Genomic DNA, 15,733 nt, shown 5'->3' on the forward strand with positions numbered 1-15,733 from the left:
ATATTGTATAATATAAACCATAAACATTACTTCCAATTATTTCTTTTAATGTATGAAAATGTTTTTTTGTGAGGGAGTAAATTTAAATAATTAAGAGGAGGGAATGGATGAATCTAAATGCATCTCAGCAGGAAAAGGTGATAGTTTCAACTTTAGTTTTGATTGCAATTATCATGATAGGGTTTCTGGGTACAGTTACTGGGGATATCTCTGTAACAAGTACTGGTTTTTCGGGTCAAAGTAGTTTTTTAGCTTCAAAATTAGGACTTACCAATCTTTCGGCGAATAGAATTATTTACTTAATAGACACAGGATCTACAATTATGACAATCGTTAGTATAGTAACTGCTGTTACAGGTGCAGGGTTAATTGCCGCAGGGGGAATAGCTGGAATTAAGTATGTGATTAAGAAGCAGGGGAAAGATAAAGCTGCTGCTTGGTAAAAAAATTATTTTGAAGTAATTATACTAGGAGGATTAATATGAATTTAACCATTTCAAAAAAAGAGAAACTAATTGTTACAAGTTTTATGATGGCTTCAAGTATTATGATTGCATTTTTTGGTACAGTTACTGGAAATATTCCTATAACGGAAATTGATTTTGGAAGTCAAAGTAGCTTTTTTGCTACATTATTAGGATTATCACATTCTAGTGCGGCTATAGTTATTGATTTAATAAATAAAGGATCTACAGTTTTAACAATCATTAGTATGGTAAGTGCAGTTTCTGGTGCAGGGTTAATTGCCGCAGGAGGAATAGCTGGAATTAAGTATGTAATTAAGAAGAAGGGGAGAGACAAGGCTGTAGCTTGGTAAAAAGATTTGTTGTGAAGTAATTATACTAGGGGGGGTAACATGAATTTAACCATTTCAAAAAGAGAAAAACTAACTGTTACAAGTTTTATGATGGTTTCAATTATTATGGTCACATTTTTTGGTACAGTTACTGGAAATATTCCTATAACGGAAATTGATTTTGGAAGTCAAAGTAGCTTTTTTGCTACAAAGTTAGGATTAACACAATCTGCTGCGGCTATAGTTATTGATTTAATAAATAAAGGATCTACAGTTTTAACAATCATTAGTATGGTAAGTGCAGTTTCTGGTGCGGGGTTAATTGCCGCAGGAGGAATAGCTGGAATTAAGTATGTAATTAAGAAGAAGGGAAGAGATAAGGCTGTAGCTTGGTAAAATAGAATGTTTTTAATTAAATAATAGTACTTTCTTATCTGTTTATGAAGGCCATGAAGTTGCGGAAATGCAATTTCATGGTTTTTTACTATTTAATTCCTACGGTATTCGAGTTTATAATCTTTGTTAACAAAGAGTTGAAGTGTTTGATAATAAGTAGAATAACTTATTTTAGAAAGGACGGTTCTCTTATAAGAGATTTACTGAAAGCGGATACGTAGATGCTATAACTCTAATAAGGCAATCTCAGTTTTTGTGATTTGGTGGAAATGGCGGAAGAATGAGAAATAGCATTGACTTATTCTACAATTATGCGTGGGGTTTATCAATATAGACCCGGGGTTGAGAAAAGAATTGGGCTTTATCTTAAAGGAACGATTCAGGGAGAGTAGATGACATGGATATAAGGATAATGGATGTATTGATATCTTACTATTAATTCTGAAGAGAATACGATTGACCTTCATTTGAGTGAAGCTAGAAATTATATGGGTGTGAAGCGATTTTTCAAGAAATTGTTGCATTCTTTTTATATTTCTACGCCCCGTGTGATTACTGTGGAAGTATGAATAACAGATGCCTTTAGGTATTTGATTTATATTGTGGAATAAGTTCATTATTTTGTTAAAAAGCGTGTGTATTATTAAAATCTTACCAAGCGATTATGGCTACTTTATTTGATATAGGAGTGACATGTAGGGAGGAAAAACACAAATTAATTTACGGATTCAATCTGTATATGTATTGATCAACTGCTTGGATTAGTGGAAAAAAGATTTTACTATAAATTTCTACTTTGTATAATTTTTGTTTATTATTTGTATCACAACCTTAATATTGCTTTATTCAATATGTGTATGCTAATTTTAGCTACCTTCGTTTCGATAAAGCTATATGAAAAAAGAGAATTTTAAAAGGTGCCTCATAAAAGGCACCTTCTTCAATAACGGCAATACGAGAGCAGTAGTTTATAGAAAGAAACGCTATTTGGTACATCTTTCGGAGTATGTAATATAAAGCTGAAAACGATGATGAGAATAAGAAATAGGAAAAATAAAAATAGGATTTGCTTATGTATAGAATTTTGCATATTATTCACTCCTTTTTTAGGTAGTATGTCCAAAAGAAAGGAGTGTATGAAAAATTTTAGGAGGGGAGAATGATGAACAAAAGAAAATGGTTATATAGAATAGGGGTACTTTTCGTTTCAATCGGTCTCATATTAGCAAATTTTTATTCAGACATACCATCACCGTTTCCTAATTTGCATAAAGGAATTGGTATAAGTATTGTCATAGTTGGTCTTCTTTGTCTTATTGCATCTAACTTTTATAGAAAATATGAATGAATATAAAAAAGGACAGTTATTCTTTTTCAGAAGTACTGTCCTTTTTAAATAACTTATTCCATAGTTTGGCGATACTCCATATAATGACGATTGCAATGGAGGCGATAATGGACCAAACAATCGATATAATTTCAAGTGTCATGTTAGGAAGGAATGTGAGAATGGATAATACTTTATGAAACAATGATTCTATTATATGAAAACTTATTTGTAATAGAATGAGGATACTAAGTGTGATCCATGCTAATATTTTCTTTCCTTTTTCTTTCCACATGACATTCACCTCACGTTAGCTTAATAGTTTTAAGCCAACAGCGCCGCATAGAATACAGCTTAAGAAAGCAAGACGACGCCAATCCGCTGATTCTCGGAAAATGAGAATGCCTAGAATTGCACTTCCAGCAGTTCCGATTCCAGTCCAAATTGCGTAAGCAGTTCCCATCGGTAATGTGTTCATCGCAAGAGATAAGAAGAAGAAGCTTACGCCGAAGTTAGCGATTAAAATAACTTTTGGTGCCCAGCCTTTCTTTTCAGTGGCTACTTTCATAAAGAGTACACCAATAATTTCACAAATACCAGCTAGAATTAAAAATACCCAAGCCATTTTATGCGGCCTCCTTCGCTTCTTTTTCTTCTGTTACTCGTTTTAAACCAATTACTCCAAAGAAGATTAAACCGATTAATAAAACTTTTAAGATAGAGAAAGGTTCTCCGAAGATGAAAATCTCTGTAAGAACGATTCCACCAGCTCCGATTCCTGTAAAGACTGCGTATACAGTGCCGACAGGTAAATCTTTATAAGCTCTAAATAATAAGACGAAACTAATTGTAATTAATAGAGCAACACCAGCCCATTCAAGTGGTGCCTCTGCTTTTTTTAGTCCAATCACCCAAAATATTTCAATAATACCAGCGATGATTACATAAATCCATGCCATATGTCATTTCTCCTTCCTACCAGTCGTTAGGTAAAGGGCTTAAAAACGACGCATTGCAAAGGAGCAATCCGTCAGTTTGAAAGTCCGCGCCAAAATACTTTCCAAGAAGCGTCTAAACGTGTCTCAAAACGATTTAAACCTGCGTATAGTAGTTCAACCATAAGACCGTCGAGTAAGCATAGAAAAGCCTCTAAGGCGTCTTTTACTTCAATGTTATGCAACTCATCTTGTTCGCTTGCTCTTTTAAATACAGGGAATAAAAGTTTTCCGACGTTTTCAATGTGTACATTTGCTTTATTAATAATTTGTTCGCGAAATGCATCAGGCGGAAAATAAGAAGTTCGTAACCAAAACATTGATTCTTCACTTTCACCAAAGCGTTTTGCATAGCCTTTTAATAATTTTAAAAGCAATTCTTCAGTGGACGAATTGGAAAAGCTTTCGATATCGCCTGTGAAGCTCTGCAAATCTTTTTGAAGAGCAGATTCTAAGCATATGAAATATAGCTCTTCTTTTCCTTTAAAGTGTGCGTAAATCGATGGTTTTTTAATCCCAACTTCTTGAGCAATATTTGCCAATGAAGTTCCTTCATAGCCGTAGCGTGCGAAATGAGAAAGTGCTACAGCTTTAATGCGGTTTGCTGTCATTTTCATCCCCTACCTACCGTTCGTTAGGTTCATTATATGAGATAAAAAATATAATGTCAATAGGTGAAGAGCTGAAAAAGAGCGTTATAGGTAACGCTCTTTTTAGACAGTCTCTCGCTCAATTAAATGGAATGAAAGTTCTTTTGCACTGCCGACAATTTGCTCGCTTTGGATCTGCTTATGGAATAAAGAAAAAGCATGTGAGCCCATTGCGAGACCGGGATGTTCAATTGTGGAAATTTCTAATGCCTTTGAAATTTCATGATTATCAAATCCAAGGATAGCAAGGTCTTCAGGTACTCGAATACCATGTTTTCGAGCCTCTGTTAATAAACCAGCTGCAACTTGATCGTTCGCTGTAAAAATAGCAGTTGGACGATTTTTCATATTTAAAATACGATGGAGTATTTGTGCTCCGTCCTGCATTGTATAGCATTGGTGGAAAATCCATTCAGGATGCAACGTTTTCCCTTCGTTACGAAGGGTATCGGCGAACGCTTTTTCGCGCTCCATGGAATTTACACTTGTTTTTCTTGCTAAACAAATTCCGATTTTTTCATGGCCTTTACTTAGTAAATAGGCAGTACCGAGACGGAAACCTTCATAATGATCTACGTAGATGGATGAAATGAGGGGGGGCTTCATTTTTTCACATGAAATAATAGGGGCAAATTTTGCGAAAGGTTCGATTTGTTCCCAAGAGCTCGTTCGGGAGCAAATAATCATCCCATCAAATTGTTTCATTTTCATCATTTCAAGAACACGAATTTCTTCAAGGCTATCGTAATTTGTTTGGCATAAATTAATGTGATATCCAGCTAATAATGCTTCGTTACCGATTCCTTCAATAATGGTACTGAAGTAGGGGAGGTTAATGAAAGGAAGCATAACGCCAATTGTATATGTTTTCCCTCTTATTAAATGGACAGCATTTATATTTTTTGCGTAGTTTAATTCTTCAACAGCGTCTAGAACACGCTTACGCTTTTCTTCTTTTACGTAAGGGTGATTATTCAGAACACGAGAAACAGTTGATATCGATACACCAGCAGTTTTAGCAATTTGTTTTATATTGGCCATATGTATCACCTCTTTCCCTTATTATAAAGGGAAAATAATAAGAAAGAAAAAATCTTGACCTGAAAAGCTTTTCACAAACTATGGTATTAATAAGACTTCTTTTTATTCGCGTAACCTTTTCACTTGGGCGTAAGAATGATAGGGGTCTTTTTTGTTTGCAAAAAGTGTTGTCAAAATGTGTGAGAATAACGTGGAAAGTTTTCAAAGGTGGAGTTTGATGACAAAGCGAATATGAAGAGCATATCAACGCTTCGTTCGTTAAGAGAGCGGTATGAAAGGGCGGAAACAAATTGAAAAAAAGAATCATTTGTTTCGTGTTTTCTAGTTTTGTACTTAGTTCGTGTTCGTTTCAGCAAACGATGCAAGAAGAAAAACACTTTGTGGGAACAACAGGAGGAGCTATGGATCGTGTTACGGATCCTATTCCGCTAAAGGAACTTCCAAAATATTTTCCGGTGAAGTTTAAAGTTCCAACGTTTTTACCGTACGACATTACAAGTGATGTGAAGGGTGAAGTAAGAACGCTTGGGAAAAAGAACGCTGTCTTAACGATTAAATATAAACAGAAGGAGCCAGGTAGAAATGAGTATATTGAGTTAAATGTCGCGAACTTTCCTTATAGTTTTCCGGATCTTATGGAAGAGAAGCGATTTCAAGAACAAATGAAACTGAATAATGGAACGTCTGCTTATTTTAAAAATAAAGATGATTATGAACGTGGTGACGAATTTGCTACGCTTATATGGAAAGAGAAAGGAATTGAATATCAGCTGCTGTATCGGAATGTAGAAGAGAACGATGAAAAGGTAATCAAGCAGAATTTATTATACATTGCGAATAAGATGAAATGAAAAAACTAGCTGATTTATTCAGCTAGTTTTTTGTATGTTATTATTTCTTTTTAATTTTGCCTGTCCAAGATTTAAATCCACCTTGTAATTGGTAGAAATCTTTGTAGCCTTGTTTTTTTAAGTATTGCGCTGCACGACCTGTACGGAATCCGCTTTGGCAATATAAGTAAACAGGTTGATCTTGACGAAGTTCTTTATGGCGAAGGCGAATTTGTGATAACGGAATGTTACGTGCACCTAAAATATGCCCTGCGTTATATTCGTCTGCTTCACGAATATCGATAAGCTGTGCTTTACGGTAGCCAGCGCGAAATTCTTCTTCTGTAAGAGTTTTAATTAATTTTTTCTGATAGAAGTACATCCATACAGTGTAGCCGATAAATGCTACGATTACGGCTAATAAAATAATCCAAGTTGTTGACACGATTCTATCGCTCCCTTTTTTCTTATCCTACTTTCAATATTATAATGCCCATATGTATTTATGCAACAGATTCATTTGCATATAAGAAGAAATTTCGTATTCTTTCACAAATTTTGTCGAATTTGGTAGACTAGAGAATGTGAAAAATAATTGGTTATATGAGGTGCAGGATGGGAAAAGAAAAATGGTGTTATATTAACTCTGGTCAATGTTCACCGGCATTTAATATGGCGTTAGATGAATGTTTGTTAAATTGGCAAAGTGAAAAGAAAATGCCACCAACAATTCGTTTTTATGAATGGGAAGTACCAACATTAACAGTTGGATATTTTCAACGTGTTGAGAAAGATATTAATATGGATGTAGTTAACGAAAAAAAATATGGATTCGTTCGTCGTCAAACAGGCGGCAGGGGTGTACTACATGACAAAGAGTTAACGTATAGTGTTATTGTGTCTGAAGATCATCCGAATATGCCGAAAACAGTTACAGAAGCATATCGTGTTATTTCGCAAGGCTTATTAGATGGTTTTAAGGCATTAGGGTTAGAAGCATATTATGCAGTTCCAAAAACAGAAGCAGATCGTGAAAATTTGAAAAATCCACGTTCAGGTGTATGTTTTGATGCACCATCTTGGTATGAAATTGTAGTGGAAGGAAGAAAAATTGCTGGTAGTGCTCAAACACGTCAAAAAGGTGTTATTTTACAGCATGGATCGATTCCATTAGAAATTGATTTAGATGAACTATATGATCTATTTTTATTCCCAAATGAACGTGTGAAGGAACGTATGAAGAGTATGTTCTCTTCTAAAGCAGTAGCAATTAATGAATTAACAGACCGTACATTTACGATAGAACAGTTAATTAAAGCGTTTGAAGTTGGCTTTGAAAAAGGATTGGATGTAGAACTTGTTCCATATGAATTAACAGAAGAACAGTTACATGAAGTTCAAACGTTAGCGAAAGAAAAGTATGAAAGTAATGAGTGGAATTATAAAAAATAAGAGATGGCAATTGCCACCTCTTATTTTTTTATAGTAAATTAAGTACTTTTTCTACTTTGATTCCTTTATCTTGTAAAGAACGAAGGCGACTTACAACGTCCATAATTTCTTTGTCAAATGTAACGCTAATACCTTGGCTTTGTAGTTCTTCTTTTAAGCTTTCAATAGAATCATCTATGTCGATGCCAAGCTCGTAATCTTGACAAACTTCAATTGTCTTTTTCACGAGTTTAACATAATTTTCTTGTAGTTTTGTATTTGTTTCAGTCAAAGCAGATTGCTTCGGTTTTGCAGGCGCAACCGGTGCAGACTCTTGCTTTGTAACTGGAGTTGGTACTGCTTTTTTCACAGGTGCTGGAGTAGATAATTCCATAGCAGCTTCTACACTTACTGGCTTCGGTGTTGGTACCGGAGTAGGTTTAGGTGCTGCAGGTGTTTCTACTCGCGTAACAGGTTTTGGAGCAGGTGTAACTGCTTTTGGCGCTTCTACAACTACTTCTTTTTTCGGAGTAGCTTCTATAACAGTTTCTTCTTGCTCAGCAGCTTCTTTATTCTCTTTGCTCCACATAACGCGTTCAATTTCTAGAGAAACATTGTTTTTGTTCATCGCTGTTAATGTAACTTTACCAACTTCAGCGTTCCCAGTGAAATCAACAATTTTATAAATAACACTCTTGTTCCAATCCACGTTTCCGCTCAAAAATAATTCTTCGTTACATTTCGGCGTTAAGCCCTCGATTTTAATTTCTGCGTTTACACCGTTTTCACTATATACCATAATTAGCGAAGCATTTACATCTTCGTCTGCTAACATTAGTTCACGTACCATTTTGCCGGTGCGTACTTGCGTTTTCTTCTTAACTGACATCTAATTTCTCCTCTCAAAAATTCAGTAATAATAAAAAAATCGTATAACGAAAAATAATTGCTCACGAAGATTTATGATACCGATAATAAAAGCATCACGTCAACAATTAACTTTAATTATTTTGCATTTTTCTTATTTTCTTTATGAAATTTTTCAATTTGTAAAATTAGACAGAAGAAAAAACAGCCTTTTGAAGGGCTGTTAAAAATTTGATTTTTTATATAGTAATTTATATAAAATAAAAAATAAGATAGCGATTAAGGCATTTTGCCAAAAGGTTAGATGATAAATGAGATAAGGTTGTTTTTTAAAATAAATATTTAAGAATATAGCGGAACAAAACGGGATAGCAAATGCGAATCCAAATAGAATTCTTCTTTTCCAATTCACTTTCTGATCAAAGGAGTACCGCTTTAATAAATATAAAATAAATAGTATACCTAGTATAATTATTGAAACAGACGAAGTAGTTCCAAGGATACTAAAAGGTGGACTTATTATTTCGGTGTTCTTTTCAAAAAAGAAAATGAAAAGAGAAGCAATGGTGTCCATTCCAAACTGTATAGCGAGAAGTAAGCTAATAACAAAGCCGATTAAAGAAGTTTTTTCTAACATTGTTTGAACCGGCAAAGCCGATATGAGTTCATCACAATAAGATTGTAAGTCATCACCAAAAATGTCATAAGCATTTTTATTTTCTGTTTGTGCTTCGATGAGATGGTCTAATATTTCTAGTAATAGTTCTTCTACTTGTTGCTCTGGCACGTTAGATAAACGAAGATAAACTAACATATCGCTATAAGCAACTTCATTTTCAGGTGTTAGAAGCTCACGTTTTTTATTATTCAATTCAATCATGTCTTGTGCATTCATCCCTATCACTCCCCCTGTAATAAGTTATTTACCGTAGTTGAAACCATTCCCCAGCTTTGTTTAAATTCTTCAAGCTGCTCTAATCCTTTATCGGTTACGTGATAATATTTTCGTTTTGGACCGAGTGAGGAGGCTTTTAATGTTCCTTCAATCAATTTTTCTTTTTGCATACGTAACAATAACGGATATATGCTTCCTTCGCTTACGAATGTAAATCCGTGTTTATTTAATTTTGTGCTCAGTTCATATCCGTACACTTCTTCTTGTGAAATGATGTATAGGATGCAACCTTCTAGTACACCTTTTAACATTTGGCTGTGCATGATTTCACCACCTTTTACTCAGGTAACTTGCGTTGCAAGGTAGCTGTTATCCAAATTATAACATTCAGTAACTTGCAACGCAAGTTACTGAAGTGGAAAACTTTAATGCGTGTTAATTTTTTAACGTTTCCCATACTAACGAGAGGGAGGGAAGCACATGAAACCATTTATGCCAAAACTCGTTTACTTTGAACCAAAGGCACTTGAATATCCGCTTGGAAAAGAGCTTTATGAGAAGTTTACGAAGATGGGATTAGAAATTCGTGAAACGACATCACATAATCAAATTAGAAATTTGCCAGGAGAAAATGATTTGCAAAAGTATCGTAATGCAAAGGCTACACTTGTCGTTGGAGTAAGGAAGACGCTAAAGTTTGATACGTCAAAACCGTCAGCTGAATATGCAATTCCGCTCGCAACAGGGTGTATGGGACATTGTCATTATTGCTATTTGCAAACAACACTTGGGAGTAAGCCTTACGTTCGTGTGTATGTGAATCTTGATGAAATATTTGAGAAGGCAAAGCAATATATGGATGAAAGGGCACCTGAAATAACAAGATTTGAAGCAGCGTGTACATCAGACATTGTTGGGATTGATCATTTAACACATGCATTAAAGCGGGCGATTGAATTCATTGGAGAAAGTGAATATGGGCGCTTACGTTTCGTCACGAAATATTCGCACGTTGATCATTTATTAGATGCAAAGCATAATGGGAAAACTCGTTTCAGGTTTAGTATAAATTCACGATATGTAATTAAAAATTTTGAACCAGGGACATCGCCATTTGAGGAGCGAATTGAGGCGGCACGTAAAGTAGCAGGTGCAGGTTATCCACTTGGTTTTATAGTCGCGCCACTTTATATGCATGAAGGATGGGAAGAAGGATATCGTGAACTATTTGAGCGACTGTACAATGCGCTGAAAGATATGACGATACCAAATTTAACGTTTGAATTAATTCAGCATCGTTTTACGAAACCAGCGAAAAAGGTTATTCAAGAGCGTTATCCAAATACGAAGCTTGAAATGGATGAAGAGAAGCGAAAGTATAAATGGGGACGATATGGAATTGGGAAATATGTATATAAAAAAGATGATGCAGAAGTATTGGAGGAAACGATTCGAGGATATATTCATCACTTTTTTCCTGACGCAGAAATTCAATATTTTACATGAAAGGAACTTGTATGTGAATACAGGTTCTTTTCACTTTTGCAGATTTAGGCTCGTTTCCACCTTGTCACGTTATTCTTTCTGGTGTATCATTTTATTGATTGCTTCGTACGGAATAAGCAAAATGAAATTGGATGGAGGAAACCGATGCCTACCCCTAGTATGGAAGATTATATTGAACAAATTTATTTGTTGATTGATGAAAAGGGTTATGCCCGTGTATCTGATATTGCTGAAGCGCTTAGTGTACATCCATCCTCTGTAACAAAAATGGTACAAAAATTAGACAAAGACGAATATCTAATTTATGAAAAATATAGAGGGCTTGTATTAACATCAAAAGGTAAAAAAATCGGGGAACGTCTCGTATATCGACATGAATTGTTAGAACAGTTTATGCGCATTATCGGTGTGGATGAAAGCAAAATTTATAATGATGTAGAAGGAATTGAACATCATTTAAGTTGGGAATCAATTGACCGTATCGGTGATTTAGTACAATACTTTGAACAAGATGAGGTTCGAGTGGAAACACTTCGTGGTGTTCAAAAAGCAAATGAAGAGAAAAGTAATTAAGGGGAACGGATGGCGTTTCCTTTTTTATTTCAATTCGAAAAGGATGGGAGAATTATGAAAGCAATTATTTTTGATTTTGATGGATTAATTGTGGACACAGAAACGATATGGTTTCACTCTTTCAGAGATGCTGTTCGTGAATACGGCGGGGAACTACCTTTAGAGGAATTTGCGAAATGCATTGGAACAACAGATGAGGTACTTTATGCATATTTAAATGATCAATTAAAAGAGAAGTTTAACAAAAGTGTATTAAAAGAAAAAGTGGCAACTTTACATAAAGAGAAAATGAAAATACCAGAAGCTCGTGACGGGGTAAAAGAATATTTAGAAGAAGCGAAAGAAATGGGATTAAAAATCGCACTAGCTTCTAGTTCGTCTAGAGAATGGGTTATTCATTTTTTAGAAGAGCTACAGATTCGAGAATATTTTGAAGTAATTAAAACGAGAGAAGATGTTGAGAAGGTAAAACCAGATCCAGCTCTTTATCGAGTTGCAATAGAAGAATTAGGAATTAAGCCATCTGAAGCTGTTGTATTTGAAGATTCATTAAATGGATTGAGAGCAGCAGTTGCAGCGGGATTAACGTGCGTTGTTGTACCTAATGATGTGACACGGAATTTACCATTTAAAAATCATCATCTTCGAATTGAAAGTATGAGAGAGAAAAGTTTAAAAGAAGTGCTTCAAAGTAAAAAAAAAGACCGTATTTCCTAAAAGGAAGCACGGTCTTTCTTTTTACTTTTTTTTCCTTCAATGACAGTTAAATGAGACTGTTTTCTTTTTCGTTTCAAAGTGGAAGAATTCCCTTTTTTACTTTTGTCATTAGAAGTATTTGACTTAAAGAAAGAATTGCCTAGGGGTGCTACATTTTGTTTCCCATGTTTGCGGTTCGATTGTTTTGCCGCACGCTTATATGAGCTTTGCGAATTTGCGGAACCACTGGAATTTGTAAACATCTTGTATAGCAAGTAAAAGATACCGACAACAAGTAACATGTACCCGATATTTCTTAATACACCCATGGGATTTGTAATAACAGATGAAACAAGGCCGAATATTGCCAATCCAATAATAAGCACAAATATAGCGAAAGTAAACGAACGACCGTTCATAAGGGACACCTCCTAAAAACGTATATTAAAATTAGTATATTAACGATGAGGAAAGGAGTTGAACACCATTTTTAAATAATTATTGTTTGTTCTCTAAACGTAATAATTCTTCAAACGATGCAATTGCTACTTCCACTTGGTCATCTGTTGGTTCTTTCGTTGTTAATAGTTGTAGCCATAACCCAGGATATCCAAGTACGCGTAATACGGGAATATCTCTTAATCGATTTGTAAATTGCAATACTTCAAAAGAAATACCAAGTACAACTGGAATTAATAAAATTCGGTTTATAACTCGTGCCCAAAGAGGATCTGTAGGGACTAGGAAATAAACGAACATTCCAATAATGACTGTAAATATAATAAAGCTACTGCCGCATCTATAATGGAGGCGAGTTTGCTTTTGAACGTTTTCTACAGTCAGAGGAAGGTTATTCTCATAAGCATTGATTACCTTATGCTCTGCACCGTGATACTGAAATACCCGCTTAATAAGTGGGGTTAAAGAAATAAAGTATATATAGCTCAATAATAGCATGAGCTTAATGACACTTTCGACAATGATTTGCCCAGTATGAGATGGGAAAATCGGTCTCGTTAATTCAGCTAATAGTGCAGGAACTGCTGTGAAGATGACTTTACCGAATATGAAAGATAAAACGCCAACAGCTGCAACTCCTAATACCATCGTTAATTTTGATTGTTCTTCTTTTTTATTTGCAATTTGTTCATCATCTTCTGGGTGGACGTCAAATCGTTCTGAAGCGAAGTTTAAATGCTTTGCTCCATTCGCACTTGCATCCACAATAGCGGCAATACCTCGTAAAAATGGAATTTTTTTTAGGATAGATAATACTTTATTACGAACGCGTGGTAATCGATAAAATTCAATCGATTTATCTTTACGACGAACCGCTGTAACAGTATATTCTCTACCGCCAAACATAACTCCTTCTATGACCGCTTGCCCGCCATATATTTGTTTTGACTCTTCTGCCATGTTAACACCAACCTGTATTTGTTTCTCTCTTATGTAGAAAAAGAGGCAATTGTCATACTGGGTTCTGTCGTTTTGAAATAAGACAATCACCGAGTTTCCTTTATTTTATCGGCAAATACAAGTAGATGACAAGGGAAAATGTTATGAGAGTCGGACATTTCTTATTCTTTTTATAGACAAATTTCGCAGGATTTAAACATGCTTCAAAATAGTTTCGGGCATACTATTGAGCGGAGGTGTCGATGTGAGTCAAGAACAATTAGGAACAAGGAATTTTGTACAAATCGGTTTGTTTGGTGGAATCTTTTGGGGCGGGATATGGTATTTCCTTCATATATTTTCATTCACGGAGGCGGGACCGAATTATTTCCTTTTACCATTTGCGTTTGGAAGTTGGAAGGAAGGTGTATGGGGGAATGTGTCAGGAATAGTTTGTATGGGACTTCTTTCAATTTTGATTGCCTTTTTGTATAAAGCATTTTTTGCGAAGTTTGAAGGGATTATTGCGGGAATTATTTATGGATTATTTTGGTGGGCATTACTGTTTTTGGGGATGGGTTTAATGGCTCCTGTTATTAAAAGTGCGCTCCATTTACCAAAAGAGACAATTGTAACGACAATATGTATTTTTATATTGTATGGTGTGTTTATAGCATATTCTGTTTCTTACGCAGTAAATAGCAATAAAGTAGAGCAAGAAGGGCGAGAGAAGACGAACTATTCAAATAAGTAACTCCTATGTTAAAATATTGTATAGATATTTAATATTAAGGAGTTTTAAGAATATGAAAAAGTTACTCCTCGTAAACGGTCCTAACCTAAATCGCCTCGGTGTTCGTGAGGTAAATGTATATGGAAAGGGCACGCTAGCGACACTTGAAGCAGATATGAAGCAAGAAGCGGAAACAATGGGAGTGGAGTTAGAATGTTTCCAATCGAATCATGAAGGTGCCATTATCGACATTATTCATGAAGCGGAAGATATATATGAAGGGATCATTTTAAACCCGGGAGCATTTACGCATTATAGCTATGCGATTCGTGATGCCATTGCGAGCATTTCGATTCCTGTTATTGAAGTACATATTTCTAACATTCATCAGCGCGAATCGTTCCGTCATGAATCTGTGACGGCAGCTGTTTGTGCAGGTCAAATTGTAGGATTTGGTTTTTATGGCTATAAGTTAGCGTTATTTGCATTAATGGAGAAATTAAGGGAGGCATAAAGTAATGGAGAAAATTGAAAGATTACGAAGTGCATTTGATGAGGCTGGCATTGACGGTATTTTGTTAACAAATGAACATAGTCGTAGATATATGGCTAACTTCACAGGAACAGCAGGTGTAGTTCTTATTTCAAAAGATCGTGCTCAATTTATTACAGATTTCCGTTACGTCGAGCAGGCAAGTAAACAAGCGGTTGGATATGAGATTGTACAGCACGCAGGATTAATCATTGATGAAGTGGCAAAGCAAGTGAAAGAGCTTGGAATTCAAAAGCTTGGTTTTGAGCAAGATACTCTTACATATAGTTCTTATTCAGCGCATAAGGAAGCGATTGATGCTGAATTTATCCCAACTTCTGGACTTGTAGAAAAGTTACGCTTGATAAAGACTGATTCAGAGATTAAGATATTAAAGGAAGCTGCACAGATTGCAGATGCTGCCTTTGAGCATATTCTATCATTCATTCGCCCGGGAGTATCTGAAATTGAAGTGTCAAATGAACTTGAATTTTTCATGAGAAAACAAGGAGCAACATCTTCTTCGTTTGATATTATCGTTGCTTCAGGTCTTCGTTCGGCATTACCGCACGGCGTGGCATCTGAAAAAGTGATAGAAACAGGAGATTTCGTTACATTAGACTTCGGCGCTTATTACAAAGGATATTGCTCTGATATTACTCGTACGATTGCAGTCGGTGAACCATCTGATAAATTAAAAGAAATTTATAATATCGTTTTAGAAGCGCAACTACGTGGTGTGAACGGTATTAAAGCTGGTTTAACAGGTCGCGAGGCTGATGCGCTAACGCGTGATTACATAACGGAAAAAGGATATGGTGAATACTTTGGACACTCTACTGGTCATGGAATAGGTCTTGAAATCCATGAAGCGCCAGGTTTAGCGTTCCGTTCTGATACAGTACTTGAACCCGGCATGGCTGTAACAGTAGAACCAGGTATTTATATTCCAGGTATTGGCGGCGTACGTATTGAAGATGATATCATTGTGACAAGTGAAGGTAATGAAGTAATTACGAAATCACCAAAAGAACTTATTATTTTGTAATACACAGGAGGATTTTTTT

23 protein-coding genes are annotated in these 15,733 nt (G+C 35.4%); 12 read left to right on the plus strand and 11 right to left on the minus strand.

Annotation, left to right across the window (positions count from 1 at the left end; genetic code table 11):
* The first annotated feature begins 173 nt into the window (after positions 1 to 173).
* From IBT51_RS04430 to IBT51_RS04445, 4 genes are all read left to right on the plus strand, one after another.
* Positions 174 to 443 carry an uberolysin/carnocyclin family circular bacteriocin gene (locus tag IBT51_RS04430; RefSeq protein WP_170924963.1) on the plus strand — a complete coding sequence of 90 codons (270 nt, stop codon included), beginning with the start codon at positions 174 to 176 and terminating at the stop codon, positions 441 to 443.
* A gap of 38 nt (positions 444 to 481) precedes the next feature.
* Positions 482 to 817, plus strand: a complete 336-nt coding sequence (locus IBT51_RS04435) for an uberolysin/carnocyclin family circular bacteriocin (protein WP_088022406.1) — start codon at positions 482 to 484, stop codon at positions 815 to 817.
* Between the two features lie 39 nt (positions 818 to 856).
* Positions 857 to 1,192 carry an uberolysin/carnocyclin family circular bacteriocin gene (locus IBT51_RS04440; RefSeq protein WP_088022409.1) on the plus strand — a complete coding sequence of 112 codons (336 nt, stop codon included), beginning with the start codon at positions 857 to 859 and terminating at the stop codon, positions 1,190 to 1,192.
* Between the two features lie 1,159 nt (positions 1,193 to 2,351).
* Entirely contained in the window at positions 2,352 to 2,540 is a 189-nt protein-coding gene (locus tag IBT51_RS04445) for a hypothetical protein (protein ID WP_088022411.1), read from the plus strand.
* A gap of 16 nt (positions 2,541 to 2,556) precedes the next feature.
* On the opposite strand, the gene IBT51_RS04450 is transcribed toward IBT51_RS04445, so the two are convergent.
* From IBT51_RS04450 to IBT51_RS04470, 5 genes are all read right to left on the minus strand, one after another.
* Complete coding sequence (locus tag IBT51_RS04450; RefSeq protein WP_000265372.1) at positions 2,557 to 2,814, minus strand: DUF3975 family protein; 258 nt, start codon at positions 2,812 to 2,814, stop codon at positions 2,557 to 2,559.
* A 15-nt stretch (positions 2,815 to 2,829) separates the two neighbouring features.
* Complete coding sequence (locus IBT51_RS04455) at positions 2,830 to 3,144, minus strand: DMT family transporter (protein WP_200458069.1); 315 nt, start codon at positions 3,142 to 3,144, stop codon at positions 2,830 to 2,832.
* Position 3,145: 1 nt separating this feature from the next.
* Positions 3,146 to 3,478, minus strand: coding sequence for a DMT family transporter (locus IBT51_RS04460; protein ID WP_098125886.1), 333 nt, complete (start codon positions 3,476 to 3,478; stop codon positions 3,146 to 3,148).
* 71 nt (positions 3,479 to 3,549) lie between these two features.
* Entirely contained in the window at positions 3,550 to 4,131 is a 582-nt protein-coding gene (locus IBT51_RS04465) for a TetR/AcrR family transcriptional regulator (protein WP_002005730.1), read from the minus strand.
* Positions 4,132 to 4,227: 96 nt separating this feature from the next.
* Entirely contained in the window at positions 4,228 to 5,205 is a 978-nt protein-coding gene (locus IBT51_RS04470) for a LacI family DNA-binding transcriptional regulator (RefSeq protein ID WP_200458068.1), read from the minus strand.
* Between the two features lie 314 nt (positions 5,206 to 5,519).
* Here IBT51_RS04470 and IBT51_RS04475 point away from each other — a divergent pair, with 314 nt between their 5' ends.
* Positions 5,520 to 6,056 carry a hypothetical protein gene (locus IBT51_RS04475; RefSeq protein ID WP_033695179.1) on the plus strand — a complete coding sequence of 179 codons (537 nt, stop codon included), beginning with the start codon at positions 5,520 to 5,522 and terminating at the stop codon, positions 6,054 to 6,056.
* A 40-nt stretch (positions 6,057 to 6,096) separates the two neighbouring features.
* On the opposite strand, the gene IBT51_RS04480 is transcribed toward IBT51_RS04475, so the two are convergent.
* Entirely contained in the window at positions 6,097 to 6,480 is a 384-nt protein-coding gene (locus IBT51_RS04480; RefSeq protein WP_000108653.1) for a rhodanese-like domain-containing protein, read from the minus strand.
* A gap of 170 nt (positions 6,481 to 6,650) precedes the next feature.
* On the opposite strand from IBT51_RS04480, the gene IBT51_RS04485 reads away from it, so the two are divergent.
* A complete protein-coding gene (locus IBT51_RS04485) occupies positions 6,651 to 7,487 on the plus strand; it encodes a lipoate--protein ligase family protein (RefSeq protein ID WP_000514081.1) in 837 nt (278 codons plus the stop codon).
* 28 nt (positions 7,488 to 7,515) lie between these two features.
* On the opposite strand, the gene IBT51_RS04490 is transcribed toward IBT51_RS04485, so the two are convergent.
* The 3 genes from IBT51_RS04490 to IBT51_RS04500 all read right to left on the minus strand — a co-directional run bounded on the left by IBT51_RS04490 (position 7,516) and on the right by IBT51_RS04500 (position 9,551).
* Positions 7,516 to 8,355: a hypothetical protein gene (locus tag IBT51_RS04490; RefSeq protein WP_200458067.1), complete on the minus strand. Its 840-nt coding sequence runs from the start codon at positions 8,353 to 8,355 to the stop codon at positions 7,516 to 7,518.
* A 201-nt stretch (positions 8,356 to 8,556) separates the two neighbouring features.
* Positions 8,557 to 9,228 (minus strand): DUF1129 domain-containing protein, encoded by a 672-nt coding sequence (locus tag IBT51_RS04495; RefSeq protein ID WP_069356190.1) that lies wholly within the window; start codon positions 9,226 to 9,228, stop codon positions 8,557 to 8,559.
* 5 nt (positions 9,229 to 9,233) lie between these two features.
* Positions 9,234 to 9,551: a PadR family transcriptional regulator gene (locus IBT51_RS04500; protein ID WP_000556083.1), complete on the minus strand. Its 318-nt coding sequence runs from the start codon at positions 9,549 to 9,551 to the stop codon at positions 9,234 to 9,236.
* A gap of 157 nt (positions 9,552 to 9,708) precedes the next feature.
* Between IBT51_RS04500 and splB the strand changes: the two genes are divergently transcribed.
* From splB to IBT51_RS04515, 3 genes are all read left to right on the plus strand, one after another.
* Entirely contained in the window at positions 9,709 to 10,734 is a 1,026-nt protein-coding gene (gene splB, locus IBT51_RS04505; RefSeq protein WP_065485176.1) for a spore photoproduct lyase, read from the plus strand.
* 144 nt (positions 10,735 to 10,878) lie between these two features.
* Positions 10,879 to 11,307 carry a transcriptional regulator MntR gene (gene mntR / locus IBT51_RS04510; protein ID WP_001143080.1) on the plus strand — a complete coding sequence of 143 codons (429 nt, stop codon included), beginning with the start codon at positions 10,879 to 10,881 and terminating at the stop codon, positions 11,305 to 11,307.
* A 54-nt stretch (positions 11,308 to 11,361) separates the two neighbouring features.
* Positions 11,362 to 12,024, plus strand: coding sequence for an HAD family hydrolase (locus tag IBT51_RS04515; RefSeq protein WP_141552616.1), 663 nt, complete (start codon positions 11,362 to 11,364; stop codon positions 12,022 to 12,024).
* Here the strand turns inward: IBT51_RS04515 and IBT51_RS04520 are convergent.
* On the minus strand, positions 12,021 to 12,422 hold the full coding sequence (locus IBT51_RS04520) for an SA1362 family protein (RefSeq protein ID WP_001014463.1): 402 nt from the start codon (positions 12,420 to 12,422) through the stop codon (positions 12,021 to 12,023). The genes IBT51_RS04515 and IBT51_RS04520 overlap by 4 nt on opposite strands.
* A 79-nt stretch (positions 12,423 to 12,501) precedes the next feature.
* Complete coding sequence (locus tag IBT51_RS04525; RefSeq protein ID WP_000807120.1) at positions 12,502 to 13,422, minus strand: DUF1385 domain-containing protein; 921 nt, start codon at positions 13,420 to 13,422, stop codon at positions 12,502 to 12,504.
* Positions 13,423 to 13,666: 244 nt separating this feature from the next.
* Between IBT51_RS04525 and IBT51_RS04530 the strand changes: the two genes are divergently transcribed.
* The 3 genes from IBT51_RS04530 to pepQ are packed head-to-tail and all read left to right on the plus strand — an operon-like array spanning position 13,667 to position 15,714.
* On the plus strand, positions 13,667 to 14,155 hold the full coding sequence (locus IBT51_RS04530; RefSeq protein WP_000076886.1) for a YqhR family membrane protein: 489 nt from the start codon (positions 13,667 to 13,669) through the stop codon (positions 14,153 to 14,155).
* Between the two features lie 52 nt (positions 14,156 to 14,207).
* On the plus strand, positions 14,208 to 14,648 hold the full coding sequence (gene aroQ, locus IBT51_RS04535) for a type II 3-dehydroquinate dehydratase (RefSeq protein ID WP_000735140.1): 441 nt from the start codon (positions 14,208 to 14,210) through the stop codon (positions 14,646 to 14,648).
* A gap of 4 nt (positions 14,649 to 14,652) precedes the next feature.
* The gene (pepQ, locus tag IBT51_RS04540) at positions 14,653 to 15,714 is read left to right on the plus strand and encodes a Xaa-Pro dipeptidase (protein WP_000411037.1); all 1,062 of its coding nucleotides are present in this window, start codon (positions 14,653 to 14,655) and stop codon (positions 15,712 to 15,714) included.
* Positions 15,715 to 15,733: the final 19 nt, after the last annotated feature.

It is taken from the genome of Bacillus sp. S71, assembly GCF_016625265.1.
In the GTDB taxonomy this organism is placed as follows: domain Bacteria; phylum Bacillota; class Bacilli; order Bacillales; family Bacillaceae_G; genus Bacillus_A; species Bacillus_A cereus.